Raw genomic sequence first — 25,779 nt, forward strand, 5'->3', positions numbered from 1 at the left:
GGGCGGAAAAACAAAATCCAGGGGGGAGCCCTTTCCCGGCTGGCTGGACAGGTTTGGAATGCTTTGGTGTGATACCTGAACCAAGGCGTGATCAATAACAAATAACAAATACAGGAGCCGTTCATGGCAAGTTCTTCTGTTCAGGTAGTGCATTCTGGTGTTGTCTGTCTCGTTACGATCCACCGACCGGAAAAACGCAACGCCGTTGATGGCCCCACTGCGACCGCCTTGCGGGACGCCTTCGAGGCCTTCGAGCGGAATCCGGACTTGAAGGTGGCGGTTCTGACTGGTGCGGGCGGCAACTTTTGTGCCGGCGCTGACCTGTCTGTTATGGCAAGCCCCGAACTGCGTAACGAGGTGGACCCGCAGGGAACGGGCCCGGGGCCCATGGGGCCGACCCGAATGCAGTTGTCCAAACCGGTGTTGGCCGCGGTGTCCGGCTATGCGGTGGCTGGCGGTCTGGAGTTGGCGCTGTGGTGCGATTTGCGGGTAGTGGAGCGTTCGGCGGTGTTCGGGGTGTACTGTCGTCGTTGGGGCGTACCGCTGATTGATGGTGGCACGGTGAGGTTGCCCCGGCTGATTGGTCAGGGCCGTGCCCTGGATATGATTCTGACGGGGCGCCCGGTATTCGCTGAGGAAGCGTTGCAGATCGGTCTGGCCAACCGGGTGGTTCCGGACGGCGAGGCCTTGACTGCGGCCTTGGCTCTGGCCAGGGAACTCGCCGGATTTCCACAACAGTGTGTGCGTGCCGACCGTCTCTCGGCTTACCAACAGTGGGACCACTCCCTGGATGAAGCCTTGCGTCTAGAAGGGGCGGCCGGCTATCCGGTGGTGTTCGAAGAAGCCATCCAGGGTGCGGCCCGTTTCGCGGGGGGCGCGGGCCGTCACGGTCAATTTGAGGATGAGCGTCCTGAATGACTGGGCCCAGGCCAGTCGTGAGCGTTAGCCGTGGCTGGCCTGGGCCGACCGTTGCGCCGGGACCGTTTCTCGATCCATCCGGGTTAGTAGCGTGTTGATCGCCTGGGCAAATTGCACCGGAGAATCCTCCTGCAGGAAATGACCGCCGGTCAATGTTTGATGCGACTGCCCTACGGCACCGGGAATTCGGTCCTGCATGTAACGATCTCCACCGCGGGTGATGGGGTCGCCATTGCTGAAGGTGGTGAGGAATGGTTTGGTCCAGTTCTCGAGCACCTGCCAGGCCTTGAGGTTTGCCTCACGAGCGGGATCGTCCGGGGTGACCGGGACCAGACGGGGAAAGGCCCGGGCTCCGGCTTTGTAGCGTTTGCCGGGGAAGGGCGCGTCATAGGCCTTCAGTTCATCCGGCCCCAGCCTGCGAAAGGTGCCGGTGTTGATGATGCGAGAGATCGGAAACCAGGGACTGTAGAGGGCAAAGTTCTTCCACACCTGGAAGGCTGCTGGCACTTTCTGGTCCCCGGTGGGGAGCATGCCATTGCCCACCACGATGGCGCGGAAACGGGACTCGTTTTCCGCGGCCAGCCGCAACCCGAGCAGGGAACCCCAGTCCTGGCAGACCAGGGTAATGTCGTCCAGGCGCAGCTGGTCAAGCAGCGCCTGCAACCAGTCCATATGGGACTGATAGCTGTAATCGTCGATTTGGGTGGGCTTGTCGGATTTGCCGAAACCGATCAGATCCGGAGCAATCACCCGGTGACCCGCAGCGGCGCAGATGGGAATCATGTGACGATACAGGTAGGACCAGGACGGTTCGCCGTGGAGCATCAGAATGGGCTTGGCCGTCTGCGGGCCTTCGTCCACATAGTGCATGCGTACCCCGTCCACCTCGGCGTAGTGGGGGGTGAAGGGATAATCGAGCAGGCGCTTGAAGCGATGTTCCGGGGTACGTACCACGTCCATAATCTCTACCTCGATAGTGGCTGGGAATTGTTATAATCCTTCAAAGTTAGCAGGATTTGTCGGGATTGCTTCCCGGTCACGATTTGAATAGCTGCACCTGTACCCTTCTCAGCCGTCTGGACTCTTAATGTGAATTCTCACCCGTATCTTGATGCCACCCGCCAATGGGTAGAACGCGTGGTGATCGATCTGAATCTCTGTCCGTTTGCTAAACGTGAGCTGGTCAAGGACCGGATTCGATTCGCCGTCACCGAGGCCGACAGCGAGGATGCGCTGGTGTGGGCCTTACAGGAGGAGCTCCAGCGTCTTGACCGGCAGCCGGAAATCGAAACCACCCTGTTGATTCATCCTCGGGTATTGACCGACTTTCAGGACTATATCGACTTCCTGGCGGTGGCTGAGGGACTGCTGACGCACCAGGGGTATGAGGGCATCTATCAGATTGCCAGCTTCCATCCGCACTACCAGTTCGAGGGCACGGCCGGCGCTGACGCCGAGAACTACACCAACCGCAGCCCTTACCCGGTGCTGCATCTGCTCCGGGAAGCGAGCTTGAGTCGGGCGATCGACCAGTACCCGGATGTGGACGCCATTCCGCAACGTAACATTCAGGTGGTCGACCGGTTGGGGGCGCAGCACATGAAGGCTCTACTGCGGACCTGTTGCGAGGGCTAACCCAAGGTTCAATACGCTTCGGTCTTTCGCCGATTGATGGTGATAGAGTGTCCTGTTTGTGCAAATGTTAACCAGTCGTCGTTTCTCGTGTTCCGCCTTTGTTTAAATTTGTTGTGCAGTTCTTGAACAACTACAACAAAACAAACAGAACAAAAGGGAACGATGATGAAACAGAGAACCAATCTATCAAGGCGGATTCAATCCGCCGGCTTTGCTTTCTCCAAGCGGGTCGCGGCGTTGATTGTGGTGGCTGCACTTACCGGCTGTAGTGGTGCCGGAAGCCTGCTCAGCAATCCGCGTGTCGCCGATGCGGATAACGATCGGGTGATCACCATTGGCGATTCCATCTTCGCCTTGTCCGGTGAACTCCAGGACTTTCTTGAAGCTTACGCCGGAGAAACGTTCCGTCGTTACACCCTGTCCGGTGCCGAGCTGAGCGGCGGTGTGATTGCCACTTCGGTAGTGGATCAGTACGCGATGGCCCGCGCCGACAATCCGGACATTGACACGGTGATCATGGACGGTGGCGGCAATGACATCCTCATTCCTGCCATCATGTTTGACCCCTACGACTGCAAGACCCAGTGGTATGAGTTCGGTCAACTGAGCAGCCGTTGCAAGGCCCTGATTGACGATCTGTATGTGGAAGGGGTCAACTTGCTCAATGATATGCACGCTGATGGTATCGACCATGTCATCTACCTTGGTTACTACTACACCAAGAATGGCCTGTTTCTGCTCGATAGCATGGAAGAAGCCATCGATTACGGCGATACCCGGCTGGCCCAGGCCTGCAGCTATTCGGCAGTGGACTGCCAGTTCGTCGATCCCCGTCCCGTGGTCAACGACAGCGACATCGTTATTGATGGCATCCACCCCAATACTGACGGTTCCCGAAAATTGGCCAACCTGATCTGGCCCAAGCTCCAGCCACTGCTTTAGGCACCCTTGGCCGGGTGGCTGAGCCGCCCGGCCATCCTCGGTAAACGGAGTGGAGACAGGCCCATGGCGATAAAACTCCCGTTGGTGCTCATTGGACTGTGTGCGCCGCTTGCAATGATCTATGGCATCGGTGAGCTGGCCGACCCAACCCTCCCTGATAAAGGCACCGACATCGATACGGGCCAGGCGGTGACCGCCCAGCGGGACGTCGTCTCAGCCGCTGAATCGCCCAACGATGCAGTTGCAGCCCAGAGACAAAGGCTGGTTCAGCAGCTGGCCATTGAACTGCTGGAGCAATTTGGCGAGGACATCGATGACCGGGCCGTTCAGTCGCGATTGCTGGAGGTTCGTAATCGGGTGATCGCGGCGCACCCCCAGGATGGCCGACTGCTGTTTGAGCGCGCGGTGATGCTGGCGTTTCCGATGTACGCCAATGAAATTTTTGGCACGCTGGACAAACTGGTGAGTTACCAACAGTGGTTGGCTTCCAACGACCTGATGTTGAGCGAGATGCCCTACCTGGAAAGGGAGGGTGCCAAATGGAACAAACGGTTGGCATTGTTCGGCACCGATGCGGAGCGCATCTGGGCGGAGGAGCATGCGCTGTGGGCGAGTAAGCAGCGAGCGGTGCGGCACACCATCGAAACTCTGGACCAGGCCCGACAATACTCCCTCGACGAGACGCTATTCCAATTGCAGAGCCAGCTTGAACAAAGCTATGGCGTGGCCGGTCAGGCCTTTGCGCCGAATCGTGGCTTGATCGCTCAGGTTTTCTTTGGTCTCGATTCCGTGCAGTCAAGGCTGAAGGCGCTGCCGGCGGAGCAACGTCAGCGGCAAATCGACCGGATTCGCAGTCAGTTGGGCTATTCCGAGGCACAGGTGCAACGACTCGCCGATCGCGACCAGCAGCGGGAGGACCGCTGGCAAAGGGGGCTGGCCTATATGGCGGCCCGGCAGCCACTGGAGGCGCGGCTGTCTGGCCCCCAGTTGGAGCGGGCTTTGGCGTCATTACGACAGGAGTACTTCCGGCACGAGGCGGCGACCATCGCGCTGGAAGAGCGGGACGGTTTTTTCCGCTACCAGCGGCCCCGACTGTATGGTCGCAATTGAGTCAGGTTTAAGAGCCTCTGAACAACTCCGAATCGTCTCTGCGCGCACTGAAGGCTGTAGCTGCCAGGCGCGGTTCGCCGCCAATGGCCCTGTTTTGATAAAGAACTTGGCCTTGGCAAGAGCCGCAACGCCGCAGGTACAGCCTTCAGAGCGCGCCCTGCGGGGCATTCAGAGCCATCCACACTCGGCGTTGTGCCTTTTTGCAAGGTCCAGACATTACTGCCAAGTCCAGACATGACTAAAAAGTCGCGCCTTGATTGTGAATGGCTCTGAATGCCAGAGATGATCCGGAGTTGTTCAGAGGCTCCTTAAATTTCCTTCGACAGGGCCCGCACCCGTCGGGCCTCCAGCGGGGTGAACTGCTCGTTGATCCACCGATCGATGGCTGCGGCCTGATCGTGCTGGCTTAACCCGGAGCGTTGAATACGGTCTCGTTCGGCGGCGAAAGCGGTCAGTCGTTGCTGCCATTGTTGGCGTTGACGATCCAGGTTGGCGAGGTTGGCGGCGGCGTCGTTGCCCAGTGCCTCAGCCCGCAGCTGATACAGCTGCTCGGCGCTGGCCCCGGCCTGACGAAGTTGCCGACTCTGTTCGTAAAGCCGGGCATTCTGGGTCACCCGTTGCCGAATCTCCCTCAGGGGCGCGGGTAAATTCCGTTCGAGTTCCGCCAGGGCCAGGGTTTTCTGGGCGTTGCTTAGCGTCGGCTGTTGTTCGACCCCGAGGCGTTCTAGCATGTAGCTGTCCTGGGCGGCTTCCAGGGCGAAGAAAGCGTCCCGTTCGGCGGGCTGGAAGTTGGCCGCCCGCAATGACAGCAGGGTGTCCTGGCGGCTGCGCAGTGCCTGGAGATCAAAGCCGGTGGCGGTGTAGACAGGACCGCTGGCCTGACTCAAACGGTCAAGCTCGATTCGATAGTTGACGTAGCGTTGGAGCAGATTTCGTGCCTGGGCCAATGCCGCGCCTTGGAGGCGAGCGGCAAGCGCCTGATCGAGTCGGCCGAGGGTCAGGGCCATGGGTTCGTCGCTCAAGCCGGCCAGATAGAAGTCGAACAGGTTGCGGATGCCCGGTGTCGGAATCAGGTTGTTGTCGGCATCGACCCTCAGTTCGGCTTCGGGCTCGGCGTTCGCCAGATGTGAAGGTAACGGTGGTAACGCCTCGTGGGTACCCGTCACGACCCCGAACGGCGCGGGTGGCGAGGACGCTGTGAGCCCTGCCGGAGGCCCGGATAAAGGTGCAGGGGTGCCGGTGGGCGCCAGCCGATCGGGGGGTAACAGCGCCAGCCCGGCGCCAATGGCGAGGGTTACGCCGACAAATAGCCGTGTGCTCAGATTCATTTCGACCGACCGAAACGTTGCGCCCCGGGCCTGCTGGCCCGGAGCTTTGGTGCTATAGGCCCGCGTTCTTGAGGCGGTTGGCGTGGTTCTGGAACAGGGTTTCCGGGCTGATTTCGAACAACGACACCAGGCCGAGAACGTGGTTGTTCACGTCGATGTGGTTCATGGTGTAGTTGTCCTTGATGACCCGGCCAAAATGGCTGGAGCAGCGCCCGGTGACGCCGTCGTTGGGCTCCTCAAAGGCGAGTCCGGTAATTCCGAACAGCGCATCGGAGAGGTCGAGGCCGGTGGTCACCGTGGCCGTTCCACTCCACGAGTAAAGGGCAATGGTATGACCGGCAATGGTCACCTGGCCGGGGCCCTCGCCGCATTCGGTCGTTGGTACGCCGGCGGGAAACTGCTGGTTAAAGGCGGCTGAACCCGGCTGGTTAAATTCCGCCAGCATGGCGTACACATCGGCCTCGTCCTGGGGGTTGGCGGATAACAGGTTGACCAAGTCGCCCACCGCGTTGGAAAAGACCTCAAAGGTCACACCCTGCAAGCTGTCTTCGGGCGCAACGCCGGTGACGATATCCGCCAGGGGCGAGCCCTTGTGGGGGGTGTGCATGGTGGTGACCGAGGCCACCAGGTCCGGGCGAACATTCATCACGTAGCGGGCGGTGACGCCACCCTGGCTGTGTCCGATCAGGTTGAACTTGGTTATCTGGCCATTGGCGGCGGCGCGGATTTCTTCCAGTTGCTCGATCAATCGTTCGCCGCGCATGGCAGAGCTGTCAAAGGCGTTGATTTTGGGAATGAAGACAGTGGCGCCTTCGGCTTCCAGCGCGGCGGGAATGCGATACCAGTAATCGACACCGGCAATGGTATCGAACGCGAAGATACCCGGCACCAATACAATCGGATGCGTGGTTTTGGCGTCGTCGTTGCTGAAGAGCCAGCTGAACCAGCCTGCGTGGGCGGAAACGGAGGTGCAGAGGCCGAGGGCGATTGCCCCGGCGAGGATCAGTTTTTTCATGGTTTTCCCTTTTAATTTATTGTTGTTACTGCAATTTTACGGTTGTTGCTGAAGCATTTGTTGTTGAAATATTTGTTGCTGAAACAGTTGTTGTTGAATCATTTGTTGCTGAAACTGCAGGATGGATAAGGCCGGGTTTGGGAGCCCCGATACCATCATGAGCACTACCTTAGCGGTCTGAAATTGATGCCAGCTTGTAAGAACTGATGAAGTTGTGCCGATGCGGGGGAAAACGCGTTGCCGGTCACGAATTGAACAGATGGCAGCGTCAGGCGTCCGGATTTGGCATAGACTGACCCGGAGCCCAATAAAAACAACCAATGCGTGCCTAAGGTCGCAGGGCCAGATTGACAGGGTGTCTGGCTGGCAGCGATCTATTGGCGAACCGATTGGAAGCGACCCGTGTCAGATCAAGCATCCTCCCGTCTTCTTTATCTGTGGCCAAGGCGAACCCTTCATATCGGTCGTCTACTCAGGCCTGTCCAATTCAGTCAGGCTGCGGCTACGCTTACGGTCAGCCTGGAGGGGCCATTCCGCTATCGCACATCGGAGATGGCGAGTTCTCGGCAAAGCCGCAGCCTGCTGTTACCGCCGGGGGGCTCGGTCAGCGTCGATGCAGGACAGACCCTGATTGGCACTTGTTATCTTGATGCGCTCGGGCAGGATTACGCCTGGCTACGGGGACAAATGGCCGTGGGAGCTGAAGGAACGGCCACCGGGGTGGTGCGGGAGGATCAATTCCGCTCACTATTCCGGCGCTTGCTGCGTTCGCCGACCACCTCGGAGGACGCCTACCGGTGTCTGGAAAGCGTCATCAATCCCCATCACTGCCCTTATCCCGAGGTGGACCCCCGGGTTGCCAGGGTGGTGGCGCTGATTCGGGAACTGGTGGCGGAAAACACGTCGGTGGAAACCTTGGCTCAGGCGGTGAACCTGTCGGTGCCTCGCCTGATGCAGTTGTTCCGCCAGTATGTTGGCGTGCCGATCCGTCGTTATCGGCAATGGCATCGGCTCTTTGTCACTACCATTGCCGTTGCCCAGGGCAAGTCGCTTACGGAAGCGGCGATGGACGCCGGCTTTACCGATTCGGCCCACTTTTCCCATACCTTCCGCACCACCCTGGGGTTAAAACCAACCGATGTGTTGACGGAGCTGGGACAAACCGGACTCATTCCCCCGTCGGCTGGTCTGGGGCCATTCCGGCTTTGACCTCTCGGCACCGGTCAGCGCAGAGGTTGCTGAGCTTCCCCGTTCAGTACCTGGTCCAGGTGGCAAGGGTGGTGTATGGCGCTGCCCTGTAGGTAGTCGATTCCCAGCTTCTGGAGGGTATCGGCGATTTGTTCGGATTCAACAAAACTGCAGATGGTTTGGATGCCCAGGGAACGGCAGATATCGTGAATGGCCCTGACCATGGCCAGCTCGGTACCGCCATTGAGCAGGCCCTTCATATAAGCACCGTCGATCTTCAGCTTGTCCACCGGCAGTCCACGAAGGTAGCTGAAGGAGGTCAGGCTGCTGCCAAAATTATCGAGCACAAAGCGGCACCCGAGGGGGCTGAGTTGGTCCATGAAATTCTGAACATCGACCAGATGGTGTACCGTGGTTTCCTCGGTAATTTCGAAGCACAGTTTGTGGCCGGGGAAGCCGGTCTTCTGGATCAGGCTAACCACATAAGCGGCGAAGTCCGGCTGGTCGAATGAGGGGCTGGCGAGATTGATGTGGCATGCGGTCAGCATGGTCAGGTGTTGGGGAGCCGAAGTCAGTCGCTCCAGGACCGTGCGGATGACCCAACGGTCGAGCTCATGCATGACCCCAAAACGCATGGCCGCCGGCAGGAACTCTGCTGCCGCGATCAGCTCGCCATTGTCATCAAGCATGCGCAACAGGATTTCGTAACGCAGCTCGGTGTTGGTGCCGAGGGTTGATGTGACCCGCTGAGCATTGAGAATGAGCCGATTGGCGTCAAGCAGCTCCTGGGTATCGCTCAACCAGGTATGATGGGTACGCTTCGGGGACGGGGAAGCCGCTTCCGGCGTGGAAACGCACACCCGATTTCGCCCCTGGTCCTTGGCCGTGTAGCAGGCCATATCGGCCGTTCTCATGAGGGCACTGATGTCTGGCGCCTGCTCATGGATTCGGACCACCCCGATGCTGCAGCCAATGTGATGGGTCCGGCCTTCCCAGACAAAGGTCAGCTCTTCAATGGAGGTGCGGAGTTTTTCGGCGATGGTTGCGGCGGTGCGTAGGTCGCAGTTCTCCAGGATCACGCCAAATTCATCGCCCCCGAGACGGGCCAGGATGTCACCCTCACGAATGTCGGCCCGTATGGTGCCGGAGACTAGCCGCAGCAGTTGATCGCCGGCACCGTGACCGGAGGCGTCGTTGACTTGTTTGAAGCCATCGAGATCGACAAAGCATAAAGCGTGGGAAGTGTTGTCATTTCGTGCCCGGCCCAGGGTGCTCGCCAGCCGGTGTTCGAATGCCCGTCGATTTAGCAGGTCGGTGAGGGGGTCGTGGGTGGCCTGATGGCTGAGTTCTTTCGACAGTCGGTGGGACTCTGAAATATCTTCCAACATGACGATGAAATAGGGCTTCCTGCCACTGCCTTCCTGCATGATCGAAGACGTCAGGCGTGCCCACATGACATCGCCACTGCCTTTGAGCATGCGTTGTTCCTGAGTGCGGCTTTCCCGGTTTCCGGCAATCAGCCGGTCGCGCACGTTGGGGTTCAGCGCCCAATCTTCTGGATGCATCAGATTGCTGTAGTGGGCGCTGGTTAACTGCTTCTTGTCGTAGCCCAGTATCTGGCAGCAGGCCTCATTTGCATCCAGCAACTGGCCCTGGTCGTCCAGCTGGAGAATGCCGACCGCGGACTGCTCAAAGATCGCCCGAAACTTCTGCTCCGAGCGACGCAGTATCTGTACTAGCCGACGTGTCAATCGCCAGGCGCCCAAGGCAAGGAGTGCCAGAAAAATCAGGCTGACTACCGACATCAGCACGGTGGCATTGCGGGCTGCCCGGCCGATGGCCAGGCGAAATTCCAGCGCCACGACTTCAAGGCTGGCGGCCCGTTGACCAATGTCTTGCTGGGCCTGGACTAGCACTGCCTCGGAGGGGGTTGCCTGGCCCCACTCGTATTCCAGGCGATTGGCGATGGCGACCAACGCCAGTATGTCGTCGTCGGAGCTGACCCATTCCTGGATGGCGCGATTGAAGTCGGGGTAGGCCGAAAAGTATTGGTAAAGCCAGACCAGTCGGCTGACGTCGTCGGGATGGATATTGGCCCGTACCAGAGCGGCGCGGGTATACTCCATATCCGGTCTGGGGCCGTCAAGCTCGCGGCGGGCCAGGAAAATACTATGGGGAATGTCGAGCCATCTTCTGGCCAGTTTCAGGTCGTTCGGATTGCCGGATTCCGCATACTCCGCCAGGTAGTGCACCGATGCCAGCTGCGCCCGTGACCAGATGCCGTTGCCAGCAACGCAGGCGACCACCGCCGCCTGGATCTGTACCACCGCGACGGTGAAGATGACCGCAGCCAGCACCAACCCCAACAAACCTGCGATAAGGGAAACGATCTTCCACTGCTTTTTTGAGCTGACAGAAAGTCCGAGCATTGGTGCGAGTTTCCCCGGCCGCAATGTTCACCATACCTTGTCAAGTCTAGTCTAACCGGCGCCTGCCGGGGGCACGCGGCCGCGGTTGAATATTCGTGCTGAGGTGGCTTGGGTCTCAGGGAGAAGGTTCCGCCTCGCCCCAGTGGGATAAAGATACGGGGAAATTCTGGATAACGCCTCAGAGTTATTCAGATCCCCGTTTGATCAAGATGGGCTTTCCGCATTGAAAACGGAGCAACTCGGGCTATCCCGCCGGCTTTGGTGTGAGTACCTTTTCCAGCTTCTCATGCAACAGGGCGCCGCGCTTAAGGAGCTGTAGGCGGGTTTTCTCATCCCGACGATGGGTAAACAGGTCCACGTATGTCTGGGTGATTTCACTCATCACCGGATGTTCTTGTTTGTACTGCTCATCTCTCATGACCGCTCTCCACTACTGAATCGAAGCAAAGGGTCTACGTCTTTATCCTACGCTTGGAGAGAGAGGCGGGGAAATAACATTTAGGCAGGAAAAGCAAAAGCCAGGATAGGCAAAGCGCATATCCTGGCTTTTTGGGAGCAGCTTGGCTCAGCTCTGCATGCCGGTTTTCTTGCGCCAACGTGCGAGCAGCAGGTTGGTGTCGTGATCCCAGGGATGGAAGCTCGGCTTGAAGTAGTCCAGATATTCCGGAACGATCGCACTGAAGATACCACGTCGTCCCCACAGCGAGTTCAGGCCCTTGGCCCACGATTTGATGTTGGTCAGCTGCTTGTCTTCACGCATCAGCTCGATAACGAAGGCGTGAATGGCAACCATAATCAGCGCGGTCGCCAGCGCCATGATGCCCATCCGCAGGGCGTAGCTGGCCACATCCTTGCCGTAGATTTTCTCGAAGGTATCGAAGGCCACGGCTTTGTGCTCGTTTTCCTCGATGCAGTGCCAGGCCCACAGGTCACGCATGGACGGATCGATCTGTTCGACCAGGTCTTCGCGCTTCAGGAGCTGGGCTGAGAGAATGCCGGTGAAGTGCTCCAGCGCGACGGTCGCCGCCAGATGCACTTTGTCGTTCTTGAAGAACGGCAGCTCGGCGACGGCGAGGAATTTGCGGGTCCAGCCTTCCAGTCTGGGGATGTCAAAACCTTCTTTGATGGCGCCGGCATTGAAGTTGCCATGTTCTTTGGCGTGCATCGCTTCCTGGCCGATAAAGGCACCGATGTCCTTTTGCAGCTGGGGGTCTTCGATCTTTTCGCGAACCGCCCTGACGCTGGCCACGAAGAAGCGCTCTCCATCCGGGAACAGTGCAGACAGGGCGTTGAAGAGGTGGGTCATGAACGGGTCATTGGCAACCCAATGACGAGGCACTTCATCAAACTCAAAATCCTGACGGCGAACCGGAAAAGACGATGTAACTGCAGTCATGCTGACCTCGAATGCGTTGTTATCCTGCTAGAAACGATACGGAATGCAAACAAGGAATGGTCGTTCATTTAAGGCCAGAAGCTTAGCAACTGGCCTTAACTGCACGTAAAAAGGAGCAACCGGGCAAATGGTTTCCTGGCCGCTTGTGGTTGCGGGATTCAACCGCTGGAGGCTTGGGCGGGCACTTCCTCCGCCGCTTTGGTGCTGAAATCCAGGTAGCCGTCGTCAATCGGCTCGTTGAGCAGCAAATGACGGTCTTTTTCGTAGTTATTCAGAACCTTCCAGGGCACCTTGCGGCCTTGTCTGGGCATGATGGCGCTGGCCCGTTGGATGTAGCCCGAGTTGAGACTGTCCATCACACAACGGTCCGTGGCGGCGCCGTCCCGGTCCCGGGCCACGGACACAGCTAGGTCATTGCAATCCATATGGTTGAGCAGACGGCACAGGTAGTTGGCGGCCAGGTCTGCCTTGAGGGTCCAGGAGGCATTGGTGTAGCCGAACACCCAGCCCAGGTTGGGCAGGCCTTCCACCAGCACGCCCTTGTAGGTCAGGCGCTGGCTGAGATCGCAGGGTGCGCCGTCCAGGCTCAGCTTGACGCCTCCGATCAGTTCGATTTGCAGGCCGGTGGCGGTGATCACAATATCAGCTGGCAGCTCCCTCCCCGATGTCAGGCGGATACCGCGCTCGGTAAAGGTCTCAATTTCCGCGGTTTCAATGGAGGCCTGCCCCGATTTCAGCACCTTGAACAGATCACCGTCGGGTACCGCACACAGTCGCTGGTCCCAGGGCAAGTAGCGGGGCGTGAAGTGCCTCGGGTCGAAGTCCTTGCCCAGGTGCTTGCGTACGTTTCGCAACAGCAACCAGCGGGTGGCCTTGGGATAGCGTCGGGCGCCCTTGTAGATCAGTCGCTGGAGCAAGATATTGCGCCGCCGGGCCAGCCGGTACACCCAGTCGTCTGGGAGTACCTTGCGCAGCTGTGCCGACAAGGCGTCCCGGGCCGGCAGCGAAAAGATATAGGACGGCGATCGCTGCAGCATGGTGATGTGGCCGGTGTCGGGAGCCATTGCGGGCACCAGTGTCACGGCGGTCGCGCCGCTGCCGATGACCACCACCTGTTTGCCCCGATAGTCCAGGTCCTCCGGCCACTGCTGTGGGTGGATACACTGGCCCTGGAAGCGATCAATGCCGGGGAAATCCGGTAGGTAGCCTGAGCTGTAACAGTAATAGCCAGTGCAGGAAATCAGGTAGTGACAGGTGTAGGTTCGCACGTCGCCAGTGTCGAGGTCCTGGGCGGAGACAATCCAGCGTTGCTGGCGACTATCCCAATTGGCGGCATTCACTTCCTGCCGAAAGTGAATCTTCCGTTCAACATCGTAGGCCTGGGCGGTTTCGCTCAGGTATTGCTTGATGGCCGGACCATCGGCCAGCACTTGCAGCTCATTCCAGGGGCGGAACTCGTAGCCAAAGCTGAACATGTCCGAGTCGGAGCGAATGCCCGGGTATCGGAACAGGTCCCAGGTCCCACCAATAGCTTGGCGCCGTTCCAGGATCGCGTAGCGCTTGCTGGGGCACTGTCGGGTCAGGTGACAGGCCATGCCGATCCCTGACAGGCCTGCGCCCAGAATCAGAACGTCGTAGTGCTCCGCCATCAGCTCATCGCTCTTCAGTCACCGCTCTATCGCCACCGCCTAACGCCACCCTTAACGCTACCCTCTAGCCACCCCTTCAAGCCACCAGTCACCACCTCAAACCAGCTCACAGGTGGATCTTGACAGCCTCAACCGGGTTAGGGCGCTTCGGAACGTCAGAGCGGATTCAGGTGTTTTTCAGAGGCTCCTAAATCTTTTAACAGCATAGGCCATGGTCAGAGAATGTCAGGGCTGCAGGTCCCGGGCGAGTCGAATTCTGGTCAGATAGACGATTTCCGGCGCTGGGAGGTACACCGTGAACAGACCCAGGCGGTGGAGGTTGCTCATGTCCATTTGTCGGGTTGCCGGGGCATCCCGAACCTCACGGAGGTCGATGGTGAATTCGTTGAGGCCCGGGCGTAGAAACAGTCGGGTGTTGAACCGATCGTCGTAGGCATTATCGCCCCGGTCATGGCGAACGTCGTTGATGCGTAGCGTCATGGTGAAGGGGGAGGTCGACGGGTTGAACAGGACCAGTTCAAGACGCTGGTAGTCACGCCAGTCGCTGGCCAGCTGGTGAAGCCACACGCCGGAGTATTGCTCCGTTCCCAACTGGATTTTCAGGGTGGGTTCGGCCGAACCGTTGCGCGCGATGTCCCGGCTCATGGAGCCGGACCAGAAGCTTTCGGGATGGGGCTCGGAGAAGTCGTAGAGATTGGGCAGCTGACGGACGATTTGATACTGCTGGTAGGCCACCTGTGCCACCGACCACAGCTCCAGCAACACCAGTGCCGTTGTGGCAAAGCGGGTGGTATGCAGGATGCTGACTTGCCGCGGGGGCGAGCGGTCACCGATGCTGGGGTGCCAGGCCAGCACCAGCCAGCAGCCGATCAGGTTCCGGAACACATCGTGCCAGTCGGCGTGGCGGTCAAGGCCATCCTGCAGCAGCTCCAGCCCGATACCCACCAGCAGCACCATCGTGGTTACCGATAGCCAGAGGGGCCAGCCGGCCAGCCAACGTCGGGGGTTGATCCACAGCGTCAGCAGGCCAAAGAACAGTATGTGTCCCAGGTTCCAGGCGGATCGGTACAAAGGGCCGGAACTCCAGTCAGGTCCGCCGAAGAAGAACAACGGCAGCATCAGCAGCAGGGTCAGCGCCATCAACCGTTTCGGCAATGGGCCTTGAGCGAAGGCCCCCCGTTGTCCTGTCCTGGCAGGGGGCGGCACAATGAGGCCGCCAGCCTCATGTTGGAGTTTGCTCATGTGGATCCTTCACTGGCTTTGGGGGCGGTCGGGCGAGTCCGGTTCGCCGTGAGCGCTGAGTCTACCGCAATTCGGGGCATTGACGGTGTTCGTCCCAACGCCAGTTGGCCTGGTTGTCGCCAAGCCGGATGCCGCCCAACCACCGGGTGGGTGGATGGCACGACATCCAGTCGGTCTCCCCCCTAATGACGGCAAGCCCGGTCTCGGTCAACTTCAGTTGTCGATGCGGCCAGCTGGCCTGACGGGTTTCGGCGGTCACCGCGATGGGAGGCTGCTTCGCCGACAGCAGTGATTCGACGATGTGCCAGAACATCAGGTCTCCAAGCCAGGGACGGGGGTCGAGTTGCATGGTCAATTTCTGAAACAGCTGGGCCACGCTGTTTGGGCCAGTCCGCAGTTGTTCCAAAACGATTTGCTCCGTCAGCCCCAGACCATGGCCGAGGGCAGGCAGTTCCTGCAAGTGGCGGCGCAGGGCACCGGACAGGTATGGCAAAGTCGAGGTGTTCGGGTCCGCCATCAGGGATGCCAGCCCGGTGGGTAGCGGCTCCCTCAGGGCCTGCCAGCATCGGCTGCCCAGCTCCAGTTGCGCGGGGGTGATGGCACTGCGTTGCTGCCAGAGCGTTTGTAACGCGGCGCCGTTCAGCTGGCCCAGACCGATGAAACGCTCAAAACCGGGGTAATGATCGGTGGTCACCATCTCCAATTTGCGGGGGACGTCGGCGCTATGAAAATGGTCCAGTACCCGGCACAGAATCAGTTGATCGAAGCTGTCGTGCTCGAACCAGAGCACCACCCGGTGATAGCGGGACGCTGCCTGCTGCAGACCCGTTTCCCACGTTTGCAACAGTGCCAGCGTCTCTTCGAAGCCCTCGGGCGTGTCGGCTTCGTAGGCCCGATTAATGAATTCGGCGCGGCAGGTCAGCAGGTCATCATCCGCCAGCGGTACCGGTCCCTGGCAGATGGGGTCGGCATACTCCAGGAAGTCGCCGGCAAACCCCGCCGACTGTAAGGGCACCCTGAGGTCTGAGCCGCAACGGATGTGCAGCGTGGTTTGATCGTCGTCTTGCGGCATGAAGCACCTTGCCTGTTCAGTTGTTATCAGCAGTTATAGCAGCCCTGACGGAGTGCGGCGGAAGAAAGGTCGGGATTCTGTGCCCGCTGGCGGCAAATGGTCGGTCATGGCACCAGCCGCTGGCTGGTTCCCCGGAAGGTGGCGGTGTAGGTGCCGTTGTCCATGAGCGTCCGAATGGCTTGATCGAACCGGGTTTTCAATTGCTCCCCTTCGGGGGTTGCCTGAAAACGGTAGGCCAGTTGCCCGACGCCAAATTCTTGCCCGTATTGGACCCGGTTCAGCAGATTCATGGCTGCAAGCTGCTGCAGGCCGTCGGACTGGTATTCAACGGTCGCGTCGATGCGTCCATGCAGCAGCTTGTTGAAATTCTGCTCCAGCGAATTGGCGGATTCAATGCGTATGTGGGGGTCGTCAAGCAGACTTGCCGGATAGTAACGACCTCGTATGATGCCCACTCGTCGGCCCCGGAGTTCGGCCGGGTGGTCGAATGCCCGGGTGTCGAGGCGGGAATACACCACGAAGCCGTAGGTCAGCGCAACTGGCCGCCCGGTGATGCCGGGTTGACTCGCATCGCCGACGATTTCGGGGAACAGCACGTCGATGCGTCGCTCCGCAAACATCATGTTGGCGCGAGCCCAGGCATCGACGAAGATCATTTCGCAGCGGGTGCCTCGGGACTCCAGGTGGCGGACGAGCTGTTTGGTCCACGCCCGGTTGGCGACGGTGAGCTCGGGATCGCTGGTCGGCCCAACCACCACCCGGCAGGGGAGGGTGTCTGCCGGTGCCAGCGATGGCAGAACGATCAGCAGTAGAAAACCCACTGCTGCCAGGAGTCCGATCAGGTTGTTCATGGCTCAGGTTACGAACCTCTCAGCCGAACGCCCAGGCATTGGCGCCTTGGTCACTGTGTCATTTTGGCGCTTAATGACGTTGGATTCCAGCGACCACCAGGGAGCGGCAGGCGGCGTTATTGGATGGCGTGGGAGGTGGTTGCGCTGACCTGACTCAACTCGGCGAGCAGGCGGTCATCCGTTTGGTAGGTGTCCGGGCGGAAATAGAGCTTGCCTTGATCGTCCGCCTCGGCCGTCCAGTAGGCCAGTAACACCGGCACGCTGCGCGGCAGGTGTACGTTGCGGGTTTCTCCGGAGGCGCGTAGCGCCTGCACTTCCTGCCAGCGGTTGGAATGCTCGTGCTCAAACAGTTTGGCGGTGAGATCCAGGGCGTTCTCCACTCGGACACAGCCGGAGCTGTAAAACCTGTTTGAGGTGTCGAACAGACCGGAGGAGGGCGTGTCGTGCAGGTAGACCGCAAAGGGGTTGGAAAAGCGTATCACCACCTTGCCCAGCGCATTGCCGGGGCCTGCGTCCTGGCGTAACAGGATGCCCCTGGGGTCGTTCCAGTCCACGTCCGCTTCACCGAGCTCCTCGCCCTGGCGGTTGAATATCCGAATGTTTCGCTGCGCCAGATAGCTGGGGTTGCGCTGGATTCTTGGCAACTGGTCCTGCAGGAATATGGACGTCGGGATGGTCCAGGTGGGGTTGACCGTCACGTGGGTGATCAGCGACTTGAGCCTGGGGGTTTCGCGCAGTGGCTGCCCTACCTGCGCGCGTCCGGACCAGATAATGTCGCCTGCCCGATAATACTGGATTCTGGCGGCGGCAATGTCCACCAGCAACAGGTTAGGCTCCATGTCCGCCGCCAGCCACCGCAGGCGCTCCAGATTGGTTTTGATCTGTCGCAGCCGCCGGCTTGGGCTGATGTTGAGCTGGGCAAGGGTTTGCGGCCCGAGCTTGCCATCCGGTTCGAGGTAGTGGCGGCGCTGGAATTGCTTGAGGGCGCCCTGAAGGGTCTCGTCGAATGGCTGTGGTTGTTCAGCGGAAGCGTTGCCCTCCGGCAAGTAATCTTCGGCTGCGAGCCGCTCGCGAAGTGCATCAACCCGCGGCGAACGATCGCCTAACTCAAGCACGGCGCCAGCGGGAACCTGGGGCCAACGCGCGGGAAAGTGGGCCAGCGCTTGCTGATAAGCCGTGCGCAGGTTGACGTACAGCGGCAGGGTGGGGCGGGCCAGGGCGAAGGCTTCCGCTGGGGTGCTGGCCTGATTCAGGGCGAGCGTCGTCAACGCCTCCGCGCGCAGGCGGTTGCCAAGTAAGGGCGAGTACCAGATGGTGTCCTGGTCGAGGGAGGTGGCGCGTCCTCCTTGCAGGTCCGACAGCGCACTCAGGAATGAGAAACTGGCCAGCTCCGCATCGCAGGGCAGCACGACACCCCAGGTGTGCAGGAACTCCTGCATCTGGATCAGGGTGTCCAGATAGTAGTTGGCCGGCTCCAGACCATCAGCGCGAAGACTTTCCAGCTGTTCGATCAGTGATAACAGGCGGCCCGGGCGTGCCCAGTAATCCGCAGGTACGGCTTGCTGGAACTCAGACATCGCCTGTAGGTGGGCCTTGGGGCCATCCGGCAGTGTCACACAATCATCGGGCATGACGCGAAAGTTGGCCAGGGCGCACAGCGGCAGCAACAGAGCGATGCCCAGTATTGCCGTTTGTAAACCGACTCGCCGGCAATGATGTTTTGTGTAAAATTTGTACATATGTCGATGGCCGTCCCACGCTTCCCTGCTAGAATGCGGCAACTTACTCGGGAACGCAGCATTGCTCCCGTAGGTGTCAGCTCAAACTGAAAACCTGCACGACGCTATTGGAGACTGTTTGGATGTCTTATCGATTACAACTCTCGGTTCGCAGCGCTGTACTCGGCCTGAGTCTCGCGACTTTGTCGTCCGTCAGTCATGCCGATTCGTTCGATGCACATCTGTACACGAATTTAGCCAATACGGCGCCAAATCTCAATCCACAAGTGCTGGCGTCGGCCCTTACCGCCTATGGCTGTGCCCGGGCTCAAGGCTTCGACTCGGTTGAGCGCTTGGCGGTGATCGATTTCTCCCTGCCATCCAGTGAACAGCGTCTTTGGATCTTTGATTTGGAGTCGCAAGCGCTGGTGCTGCGAGAGCTGGTGGCCCATGGCAAGAACTCCGGCATGGCGAGCGCAACCTCGTTTTCCAATACCGAAGGCAGCCATCAGTCGAGCCTCGGGTTGTTCATGGGTGGTGAAAGTTACCGCGGGCAGCATGGCTACGCTCTGCGGCTCGATGGCCTGGAGCCCGGCGTCAACGACCTGGCCCGTGAGCGGGCGATCGTCATTCATGGCGCGGACTATGTTGACCCGTCCTGGGTTGAGCAACACGGCCGCATCGGCCGCAGCCACGGTTGTCCGGCGGTGAGCCGGGGTATGATTCGGGAAGTGGTGGACAATCTCAAGGGCGGGCAGTTGGTGTTTACTTACTATCCGGATCAGGAGTGGCTTGCTTCGTCCGCCTTCTTGAACTGCAACTCTGATACTCAATTGGCTAAGGCCGAGTCTGGCTCTGTCTCGGTAGACGGCTAGTTTGATTTATCGGTAGTCTGCCACGGAAATGCCCTCCCAGCCGTATTCAAAATTCAGAAACTATCGCAAAGAAAAAAGGGCGTAACGGTCTAAGCCGCTACGCCCTTCGTCATTGCCTGAACGGGGCCGGTTCAAACCTGTCCCCGTTCGACTCTTTCGCTACTCAGCCCAATCAACTCAGGTTGTAGATAAACACCACCAGCACCGCCACCGGTGTCAGGTAACGCAGGGTGTTGTACCACAACTTGAAGCTGGAATCGGACAGCGACAGCTCGTTTTTCAGCGCCTGCTTGGACATGAACCAGCCGGTGAACACGGCCACCAGCAGACCGCCCAGCGGCAGCAGGATGTTGGCGGTGAGGAAGTCCAGCAGGTCGAAGATGGTCTTGCCCTCAAACATGGCGAACATGCCCAGCGGCGCCACGTCTGACCACAGGTTCAGGGACAGGATGGACGCGATGCCCAAGCCCCAGCAGGCCAGGCCCGCCACCAGCGTGCTGATGGTGCGGTTCATGCCTTTCTGTTCTTCCAGCCATTCCACCAGCGGTTCCAGCAGTGAGATGCCGGACGTCCAGGCGGCAAAGATCAGCAGTACGAAGAACAAGGTGCCAAACAGGCTGCCCATGGGCATCTGGCCGAAAGCCAGCGGCAGGGTCTGGAAGATCAGGCCAGGTCCGGCGCCCGGTTCCATACCGTTGGCGAAGACGATCGGGAAGATCGCCAACCCCGCCAGCAGCGCGACGCCGGTGTCCATGATGGACACGGTGATGGAGGTCTTGGCGATGGAAATGCCCTTGGGCAGGTAGGAGCCGTAGGCCATCATGATGGCCATGCCCAGGCTCAGGGTGAAAAACGCGTGGCCCAGGGCCACCAGCACGCCCGAGGTGGTCAGTTTGGAGAAGTCCGGCTGGAACAGGAAGCTGACCGCCTGACCGAAGTGGCCTGTGGTCATGGCATACGCGACAACCGCCAGCAGCAGCAGGAACAGCCCGGGCATCAGGATGCTCACGGCGCGCTCAAGACCGGCACGCACACCACGGGCGACCACTACCATGACCAGCGCCATGAATACGGTATGCCAGAGCAGCAAGGTGCCAGGATCGCTGAGCAGATTGGAGAAGATAGCGCCAATGGACTCGGCGGTCTGCCCCGCCAGTTGCCCGCTGGCCGCAGTGCCCACGTAGGAGACTGCCCAGCCGCCGATCACCGAGTAGAACGACAGAATCAGGAACGCGGCCAGTACCCCGATCACGCCCACCAGTTTCCAGGCCGGGTGGAGTTTGTCCCGCTCGGCAATCAGCCGCAGGCTGTTGACCGGACTGCGGCCACCGCGGCGGCCGATCAGCACCTCCGCCATCATGATGGGAATGCCGACTGCGGCAATGCACACCAGGTACACCAGCACGAAGGCGCCACCACCGTTCTCGCCGGTGATGTAGGGGAATTTCCAGATGTTACCCAGGCCGACCGCGGATCCGGTGGCGGCCAGAATAAACGCCAGTCGCGACGACCAGAGTCCACGCTTGGCGGTGGCTCCCTCTTGGGCACCGGTGGTGGTGGCGGAGGTAGAATAGGACATAGCTGTCTCCTGCTTACGAATTGTTGTTGTCGGGGGACAGGGCTTGAGCCGAAAAGCTCAAGCCCAGGGGTTTCCGTCAGCTAAACGGGATCAGTGCGCCCAGTTACCCGGCCTTGGCGAACCGGTGGGCGTGCTGCTCCTTTGCGGCGGGCAAGTGGTCGAAGCGCTCCTCCGCCAGCTCGTTGGCGATGGCGCCGGTGGGGCGGCCGTCTCGATCGGAGCGGGTGAAGATCTCTTCCAGGGTCACGCCGATGGACTCGACGTGGGCACGTACCTTGTCGGCGTCGTGATCGGTGCGCTCATGGAACACGTCGATGATGCCGCCGGCGTTGATGACAAAATCCGGGGTGTAGAGGATGCCGCGCTTCATCAGGGCTTCATCGTGGTGCGGGTGCTCCAGCTGGTTGTTGGCGGCACCGGCGACCACCGTGGCCTGCAGCTTGGCAATGCTCTGGTCGTTCAACACGGCGCCCAGGGCGCAAGGGGCGACCACGTCCACTGGCAGAGTCAGAATTTCATCTGCACTGACCGGGGTGGCGCCGAACTCTTCCACGGCACGGTCCATCTGATCCTGATGGATGTCGTAGATCCACAGCTTGGCGCCGGCTTCATGGAGGTGGCGCGCCAGACGGTAACCCACGTTGCCAATGCCCTGAACCGCCACTTTCAGGCCATCCAGATCGCTGCGTCCCAGTTTGTGCTTCACGGCGGCCTTGAGTCCGACAAAGGTGCCGTAGGCGGTAGCCGGAGACGGATCGCCGTTGCTGGGCTTGCCGTCGAAGCCGATGTGGGAGGAGATACCTGCTACGTGCCTGGTCCGGCGGCCCATTACTTTCAGGTCGGCGACGCTGGTGCCAGAGTCTTCGGCGGCGATGTAGAGGCCATTGAGCTGCTCAACAAAGCGCCCCATGGCTTCCATCAGGTCTTCGGTCTTGTGCTTGCGCGGGTCGCCGATGATCACCGACTTGCCGCCACCGAGATCCAGGTTGGCCAGGGCGGATTTGTAAGTCATGCCGCGTGACAGCCGCAGGACATCCCGCAGAGCTTCCTCGTCGGTGGCGTACGGGAACATGCGGCAGCCGCCCAATGCTGGCCCACGAGAGGTATTGTGTACGGCGACGATGGCCTTCAGGCCGGTCTTGGGATCGCAGAAAAACGATACGTGTTCGTGGTTATCAAATTCGGGATGGCTGAATACGTTCATGGCGTTTCACCTTACTTCCGAGGCCATTGGTACCCTTGTGGGGCCAACCAACAGCAGGTTTTTGTTTGAGCCCGCCCGGGATCACCGATTGGGCTCTCTTTTAGTTTAGTTCAGGCTTTTTTAAATCGGTTCACACCGCGGCACTGGCAATCCGGTTGTGTTGCACGGAGGCCGGATTGATCACGGTGCGCAACTGTTGGCGCTCTTTCTGTGCCGCGTCGTAGGCCGCTTCCTTCACCGGGCCGAAGCCGCGAATTCGACCGGGCAGGGCCGCAAGGTTACGGGCGGCATCCAGATGGTCGCGGCTCAGGTGCTTGAGCAGCCACTGGATGTCGGCTTCGTATTCCCGGATCAGCGTCCGTTCCAGCCGACGGTCGGCGGTATAGCCGAACACATCCAGCGGGGTACCGCGCAGGGATTTGAAGCGGGCCAGGAGGTGAAACACTTTCTCCATCCAGGGACCAAACTTCAGCTTGCGGGGACGTTCGCCGTTTTTGCCTCGGCTGAGCACCGGCGGCGCCAGGTTGAATTCCAGCTCGATGTCACCTTCAAACTGTTCTGCCAACTGCTTGCGCAGGCTGCCGTTGCTGAACAGCCGGGCCACTTCGTACTCGTCCTTGTAGGCCAGTACCTTGGCGTAGTTCTCTGCCACCGCACGTACCAGCATGGGGTCGTTGCCGACCTTTGCTTCCACGGCGCGTTGAACCTTCCGCACCAGCGCTTCATAACGCTTGGCCAGGGCTGCATTCTGATAGTCGGTCAAGTGACGTTTGTTGCGTTCAATCAGCTGATCGGTGGTTTCCACGATCTGCACCGGGCTTCCTTTCGGTTGCGGGAACGCCAGCGCCTTGACCTTGTCGAGATCGTGAGCCGCACGCCGGCCCCACAGGAAGGCCTGCTTGTTCTTGTCCACCGCCACGTTGTTGAGCTCGATGGCCCGTTCGATGGATTCGGCTTTCAGCGGCAACAGGCCCTGCTGGTAGGCGAAACCGACGGTAAACAGGTTGACGGCCATACCATCACCCATCAGCGCCTTGGCCAGTCCGCCGGCATCGAGGAACCAGCTGCCGTCGGCCTTGGACGCTTCGCGCACGGTGTTTTCCATTGCCTGGCCGGGGTATTTCAGGTCGGGATCACGGGTGAAGGCGGCCGGCATGGCCGTTTCTGTGTTGACCACGCTGTGGCTGAAGCGGTTGTCCAGCTTGGCCAGGGCGTCGTCACTGGCGCCGACCATCAGGTCGAAGGCGATCATCAGATCCGCTTCGCCAGCCGGAATGCGCACCGCATGAATGTCTTCCTGCTCGCTGCCAATGCGGATGTGGCTGACCACCGCACCGAACTTCTGCGCCAGGCCGGCCTGATCCAGTACCGACACCCCTTTACCCTCCAAGTGGGCGGCCATGCCGAGCAGGGCACTGACGGTGACCACCCCGGTGCCGCCGACACCGGTGAGCAGGATGCCGTAGGGATCGTGCTTGCCTGCGAAGGTGGGCTCGGGCAGCGCCGGGAAGTTGACGTCCTGGCTGATGCCGGGGGCCTTCTTGAGTTTGCCGCCTTTGACGGTGACAAAGCTGGGGCAAAAGCCACGAACGCAGGAGAAATCCTTGTTACAGGCAGACTGGTCAATGGTGCGCTTGCGCCCCTGTTCGGTATCCTTGGGCAGGATCGACAGGCAGTTGGACTGGATGCCGCAGTCGCCGCAACCCTCGCACACATCGGAATGGATCATCACCCGCTGGTCCGGGTCTACCATGGTGCCGCGCTTGCGGCGACGACGCTTCTCGGCGGCGCAGGTCTGGTCGTAGATGATGACCGAACAGCCTTCAATCTCACGCATCTCCCGCTGTACCGCATCCAGATCGTCCCGGTGGTGAAAGGTGGTGCGGTCGGCAAAGTCGGCCCGCGATGGGTACTTGTCAATGTCGTCACTGACCACGGCAATGCGGCGCACGCCTTCGCCGTAGAGCTGGTGACTGATCTGCTGCACGGTGAGGGTGCCGTCTACCGGCTGGCCACCGGTCATGGCGACGGCGTCGTTGTACAGGATCTTGTAGGTGATGTTGGAACCGGACGCGATGGCGGCACGGATGGCCAGCAGCCCGGAATGGAAATAGGTGCCGTCACCGAGGTTCTGGAACACGTGGTTCTGGTTGGTGAACGGTGCCTGGCCCAGCCAGGTGACCCCTTCGCCGCCCATCTGAGTGAAGGTGTCGGTGCCACGATCCATCCAGGTGGCCATGTAGTGACAGCCGATGCCGCCCAGGGCACGGCTGCCTTCCGGCACCTGGGTAGAGGTGTTGTGGGGACAGCCGGAGCAGAAATGCGGCGTACGCTCCAGGCGCTCCTTGGGTTGAGCCAGGCTGCTTTCCTTTTCGGTGAGGAAGTCCAGGCGCTGGCGCAGGGTGTCGTTGCAGTAATGGTCCTTGATGCGTGAGGTGATGGCCCGGGCGATCATGGCCGGGGTCAGCTCGTCATTGGAGCGTAGCAGTTCGGCACCTGACTCGTCGCGTTTGCCAACGATGCGTGGGCGGACCTGGTCCTGCCAGCCGTACAACTGGGTCTTGATCTGTTCTTCGATCAGGCCACGCTTCTCTTCCACCACCAGAATCTCTTCCAGCCCGGTGGCGAACTCAAAGATGCCTTCAGGTTCCAGCGGCCAGGGCATGGCCACCTTATAGACCGTCAGCCCCAGGGCTTCGCGTTCGGCTTCGCCCAGACCGAGGTCCGACAGCGCCTGAAGGGTGTCGAGATAGGACTTGCCGGTGGTGACGATGCCAAACCGGGGCTGGCTGGCGCGCAGCACGGTCTTGTCCAGTCGGTTGGCGCGGCAGAAAGCCTTGGCGGCTTCCAGCTTGTAGCGATGCAGGCGTTCTTCCTGTGCCAATGGCTTGTCCGGCCAGCGGGAATTGAGGCCGCCTTCGGGCAGTTGGAAGCCTTCCGGGATCTTGATATCGATGCGGCTCAGGTCCAGATTGGCGCTGAGGGACGAGTCCATCACTTCTGCCAGCGCCTTGAAGCCGATCCAGCAGCCGCTGTAACGGGACATGGCCCAGCCATAGAGACCGAGATCGAGGATTTCCTGCACGCCGCTGGGATTGAGCACCGGCATGGACGCATCCATGAAGCCGTAATCGCTCTGGTGCGGCAGGGTAGAGGACTTGCAGGAGTGGTCATCGCCGGCCACTGCCAGCACGCCGCCAAACTGGGAGGTACCGGCCGCATTGGCGTGTTTGAACACGTCGCCGGTGCGGTCGACACCGGGGCCCTTGCCATACCAGAGGCCAAAGACGCCGTCGTATTTGGCGCCTTCAAAAATATTGACTTGCTGGGAGCCCCAGACAGCGGTCGCACCGAGGTCTTCGTTGACTCCGGGCAAGAAGTGAACATTGCGCTGCTTGAGGTATTCCTTGGCTTTCCAGAGTACCTGATCGAACCCGCCCAGGGGCGAACCACGGTAGCCGGAAATGAACCCTGCGGTGTTCAAACCGTTTTGTTGATCGAGTTGGGCTTGCAGCAGGGGAAGGCGGGCGAGCGCCTGGCTGCCGGTCATGTACACCGGGCCGGAGTCGCGTTCCCACACGTCGTTGAGGCTGACATCACGCATAGCTATTCACCTTTTTCCGGTTAA

General features: G+C 60.1%; 20 protein-coding genes. 6 read left to right on the plus strand and 14 right to left on the minus strand.

The annotated features are described in order from the left end of the window. Positions 1-123 precede the first annotated feature (123 nt). Positions 124-918 carry a crotonase/enoyl-CoA hydratase family protein gene (locus N6L25_RS03245; RefSeq protein ID WP_271977804.1) on the plus strand — a complete coding sequence of 265 codons (795 nt, stop codon included), beginning with the start codon at positions 124-126 and terminating at the stop codon, positions 916-918. A gap of 24 nt (positions 919-942) precedes the next feature. Here N6L25_RS03245 and N6L25_RS03250 read toward each other — a convergent pair whose 3' ends face one another. Continuing rightward, positions 943-1,878, minus strand: a complete 936-nt coding sequence (locus N6L25_RS03250) for a haloalkane dehalogenase (RefSeq protein ID WP_271977806.1) — start codon at positions 1,876-1,878, stop codon at positions 943-945. A gap of 129 nt (positions 1,879-2,007) precedes the next feature. Here N6L25_RS03250 and N6L25_RS03255 point away from each other — a divergent pair, with 129 nt between their 5' ends. The 3 genes from N6L25_RS03255 (at position 2,008) to N6L25_RS03265 (ending at position 4,605) form a co-directional block, all read left to right on the plus strand. Further along, on the plus strand, positions 2,008-2,553 hold the full coding sequence (locus N6L25_RS03255) for a DUF1415 domain-containing protein (RefSeq protein ID WP_271977808.1): 546 nt from the start codon (positions 2,008-2,010) through the stop codon (positions 2,551-2,553). A 165-nt stretch (positions 2,554-2,718) separates the two neighbouring features. Continuing rightward, entirely contained in the window at positions 2,719-3,495 is a 777-nt protein-coding gene (locus N6L25_RS03260; protein WP_271977810.1) for an SGNH/GDSL hydrolase family protein, read from the plus strand. 63 nt (positions 3,496-3,558) lie between these two features. Further along, positions 3,559-4,605, plus strand: coding sequence for a hypothetical protein (locus tag N6L25_RS03265; protein WP_271977812.1), 1,047 nt, complete (start codon positions 3,559-3,561; stop codon positions 4,603-4,605). Positions 4,606-4,913: 308 nt separating this feature from the next. Here the strand turns inward: N6L25_RS03265 and N6L25_RS03270 are convergent, their stop codons facing one another. Together N6L25_RS03270 and N6L25_RS03275 are read right to left on the minus strand one after the other, a co-directional pair. After that, positions 4,914-5,933, minus strand: coding sequence for a lipase secretion chaperone (locus N6L25_RS03270; RefSeq protein WP_271977814.1), 1,020 nt, complete (start codon positions 5,931-5,933; stop codon positions 4,914-4,916). A gap of 52 nt (positions 5,934-5,985) precedes the next feature. Further along, a complete protein-coding gene (locus tag N6L25_RS03275; protein WP_271977816.1) occupies positions 5,986-6,948 on the minus strand; it encodes an esterase/lipase family protein in 963 nt (320 codons plus the stop codon). Between the two features lie 552 nt (positions 6,949-7,500). On the opposite strand from N6L25_RS03275, the gene N6L25_RS03280 reads away from it, so the two are divergent. Next, positions 7,501-8,157, plus strand: a complete 657-nt coding sequence (locus N6L25_RS03280) for a helix-turn-helix domain-containing protein (protein WP_271977818.1) — start codon at positions 7,501-7,503, stop codon at positions 8,155-8,157. Between the two features lie 14 nt (positions 8,158-8,171). Here the strand turns inward: N6L25_RS03280 and N6L25_RS03285 are convergent, their stop codons facing one another. From N6L25_RS03285 to N6L25_RS03320, 8 genes are all read right to left on the minus strand, one after another. Beyond that, entirely contained in the window at positions 8,172-10,565 is a 2,394-nt protein-coding gene (locus N6L25_RS03285) for a putative bifunctional diguanylate cyclase/phosphodiesterase (RefSeq protein ID WP_271977820.1), read from the minus strand. 244 nt (positions 10,566-10,809) lie between these two features. Then, positions 10,810-10,983, minus strand: a complete 174-nt coding sequence (locus N6L25_RS03290) for a hypothetical protein (RefSeq protein ID WP_271977822.1) — start codon at positions 10,981-10,983, stop codon at positions 10,810-10,812. 147 nt (positions 10,984-11,130) lie between these two features. After that, entirely contained in the window at positions 11,131-11,961 is an 831-nt protein-coding gene (locus N6L25_RS03295) for a metal-dependent hydrolase (protein WP_271977824.1), read from the minus strand. Positions 11,962-12,119: 158 nt separating this feature from the next. After that, complete coding sequence (locus N6L25_RS03300; protein WP_334312378.1) at positions 12,120-13,610, minus strand: flavin-containing monooxygenase; 1,491 nt, start codon at positions 13,608-13,610, stop codon at positions 12,120-12,122. A 225-nt stretch (positions 13,611-13,835) separates the two neighbouring features. Then, positions 13,836-14,852, minus strand: a complete 1,017-nt coding sequence (locus N6L25_RS03305; RefSeq protein WP_271977825.1) for a succinyl-CoA synthetase subunit beta — start codon at positions 14,850-14,852, stop codon at positions 13,836-13,838. A 61-nt stretch (positions 14,853-14,913) separates the two neighbouring features. Next, entirely contained in the window at positions 14,914-15,924 is a 1,011-nt protein-coding gene (locus tag N6L25_RS03310; RefSeq protein ID WP_271977827.1) for a DUF1835 domain-containing protein, read from the minus strand. A gap of 104 nt (positions 15,925-16,028) precedes the next feature. Beyond that, positions 16,029-16,775 carry a substrate-binding periplasmic protein gene (locus tag N6L25_RS03315; RefSeq protein ID WP_271977829.1) on the minus strand — a complete coding sequence of 249 codons (747 nt, stop codon included), beginning with the start codon at positions 16,773-16,775 and terminating at the stop codon, positions 16,029-16,031. A 116-nt stretch (positions 16,776-16,891) separates the two neighbouring features. After that, a complete protein-coding gene (locus N6L25_RS03320; protein ID WP_271977832.1) occupies positions 16,892-18,406 on the minus strand; it encodes a L,D-transpeptidase family protein in 1,515 nt (504 codons plus the stop codon). A 230-nt stretch (positions 18,407-18,636) separates the two neighbouring features. On the opposite strand from N6L25_RS03320, the gene N6L25_RS03325 reads away from it, so the two are divergent. Beyond that, positions 18,637-19,368, plus strand: coding sequence for a murein L,D-transpeptidase catalytic domain family protein (locus N6L25_RS03325; RefSeq protein WP_271977835.1), 732 nt, complete (start codon positions 18,637-18,639; stop codon positions 19,366-19,368). 172 nt (positions 19,369-19,540) lie between these two features. On the opposite strand, the gene N6L25_RS03330 is transcribed toward N6L25_RS03325, so the two are convergent. From N6L25_RS03330 to N6L25_RS03340, 3 genes are all read right to left on the minus strand, one after another. Next, complete coding sequence (locus N6L25_RS03330) at positions 19,541-20,947, minus strand: sodium-dependent transporter (RefSeq protein ID WP_271977837.1); 1,407 nt, start codon at positions 20,945-20,947, stop codon at positions 19,541-19,543. 103 nt (positions 20,948-21,050) lie between these two features. Next, on the minus strand, positions 21,051-22,151 hold the full coding sequence (locus N6L25_RS03335; RefSeq protein WP_271977839.1) for a Glu/Leu/Phe/Val family dehydrogenase: 1,101 nt from the start codon (positions 22,149-22,151) through the stop codon (positions 21,051-21,053). A 130-nt stretch (positions 22,152-22,281) separates the two neighbouring features. Next, positions 22,282-25,761 (minus strand): indolepyruvate ferredoxin oxidoreductase family protein, encoded by a 3,480-nt coding sequence (locus N6L25_RS03340; protein WP_271978296.1) that lies wholly within the window; start codon positions 25,759-25,761, stop codon positions 22,282-22,284. Positions 25,762-25,779: the final 18 nt, after the last annotated feature.

It is taken from the genome of Marinobacter sp. SS21, from assembly GCF_028369065.1.
Taxonomy (GTDB): Bacteria; Pseudomonadota; Gammaproteobacteria; order Pseudomonadales; family Oleiphilaceae; genus Marinobacter.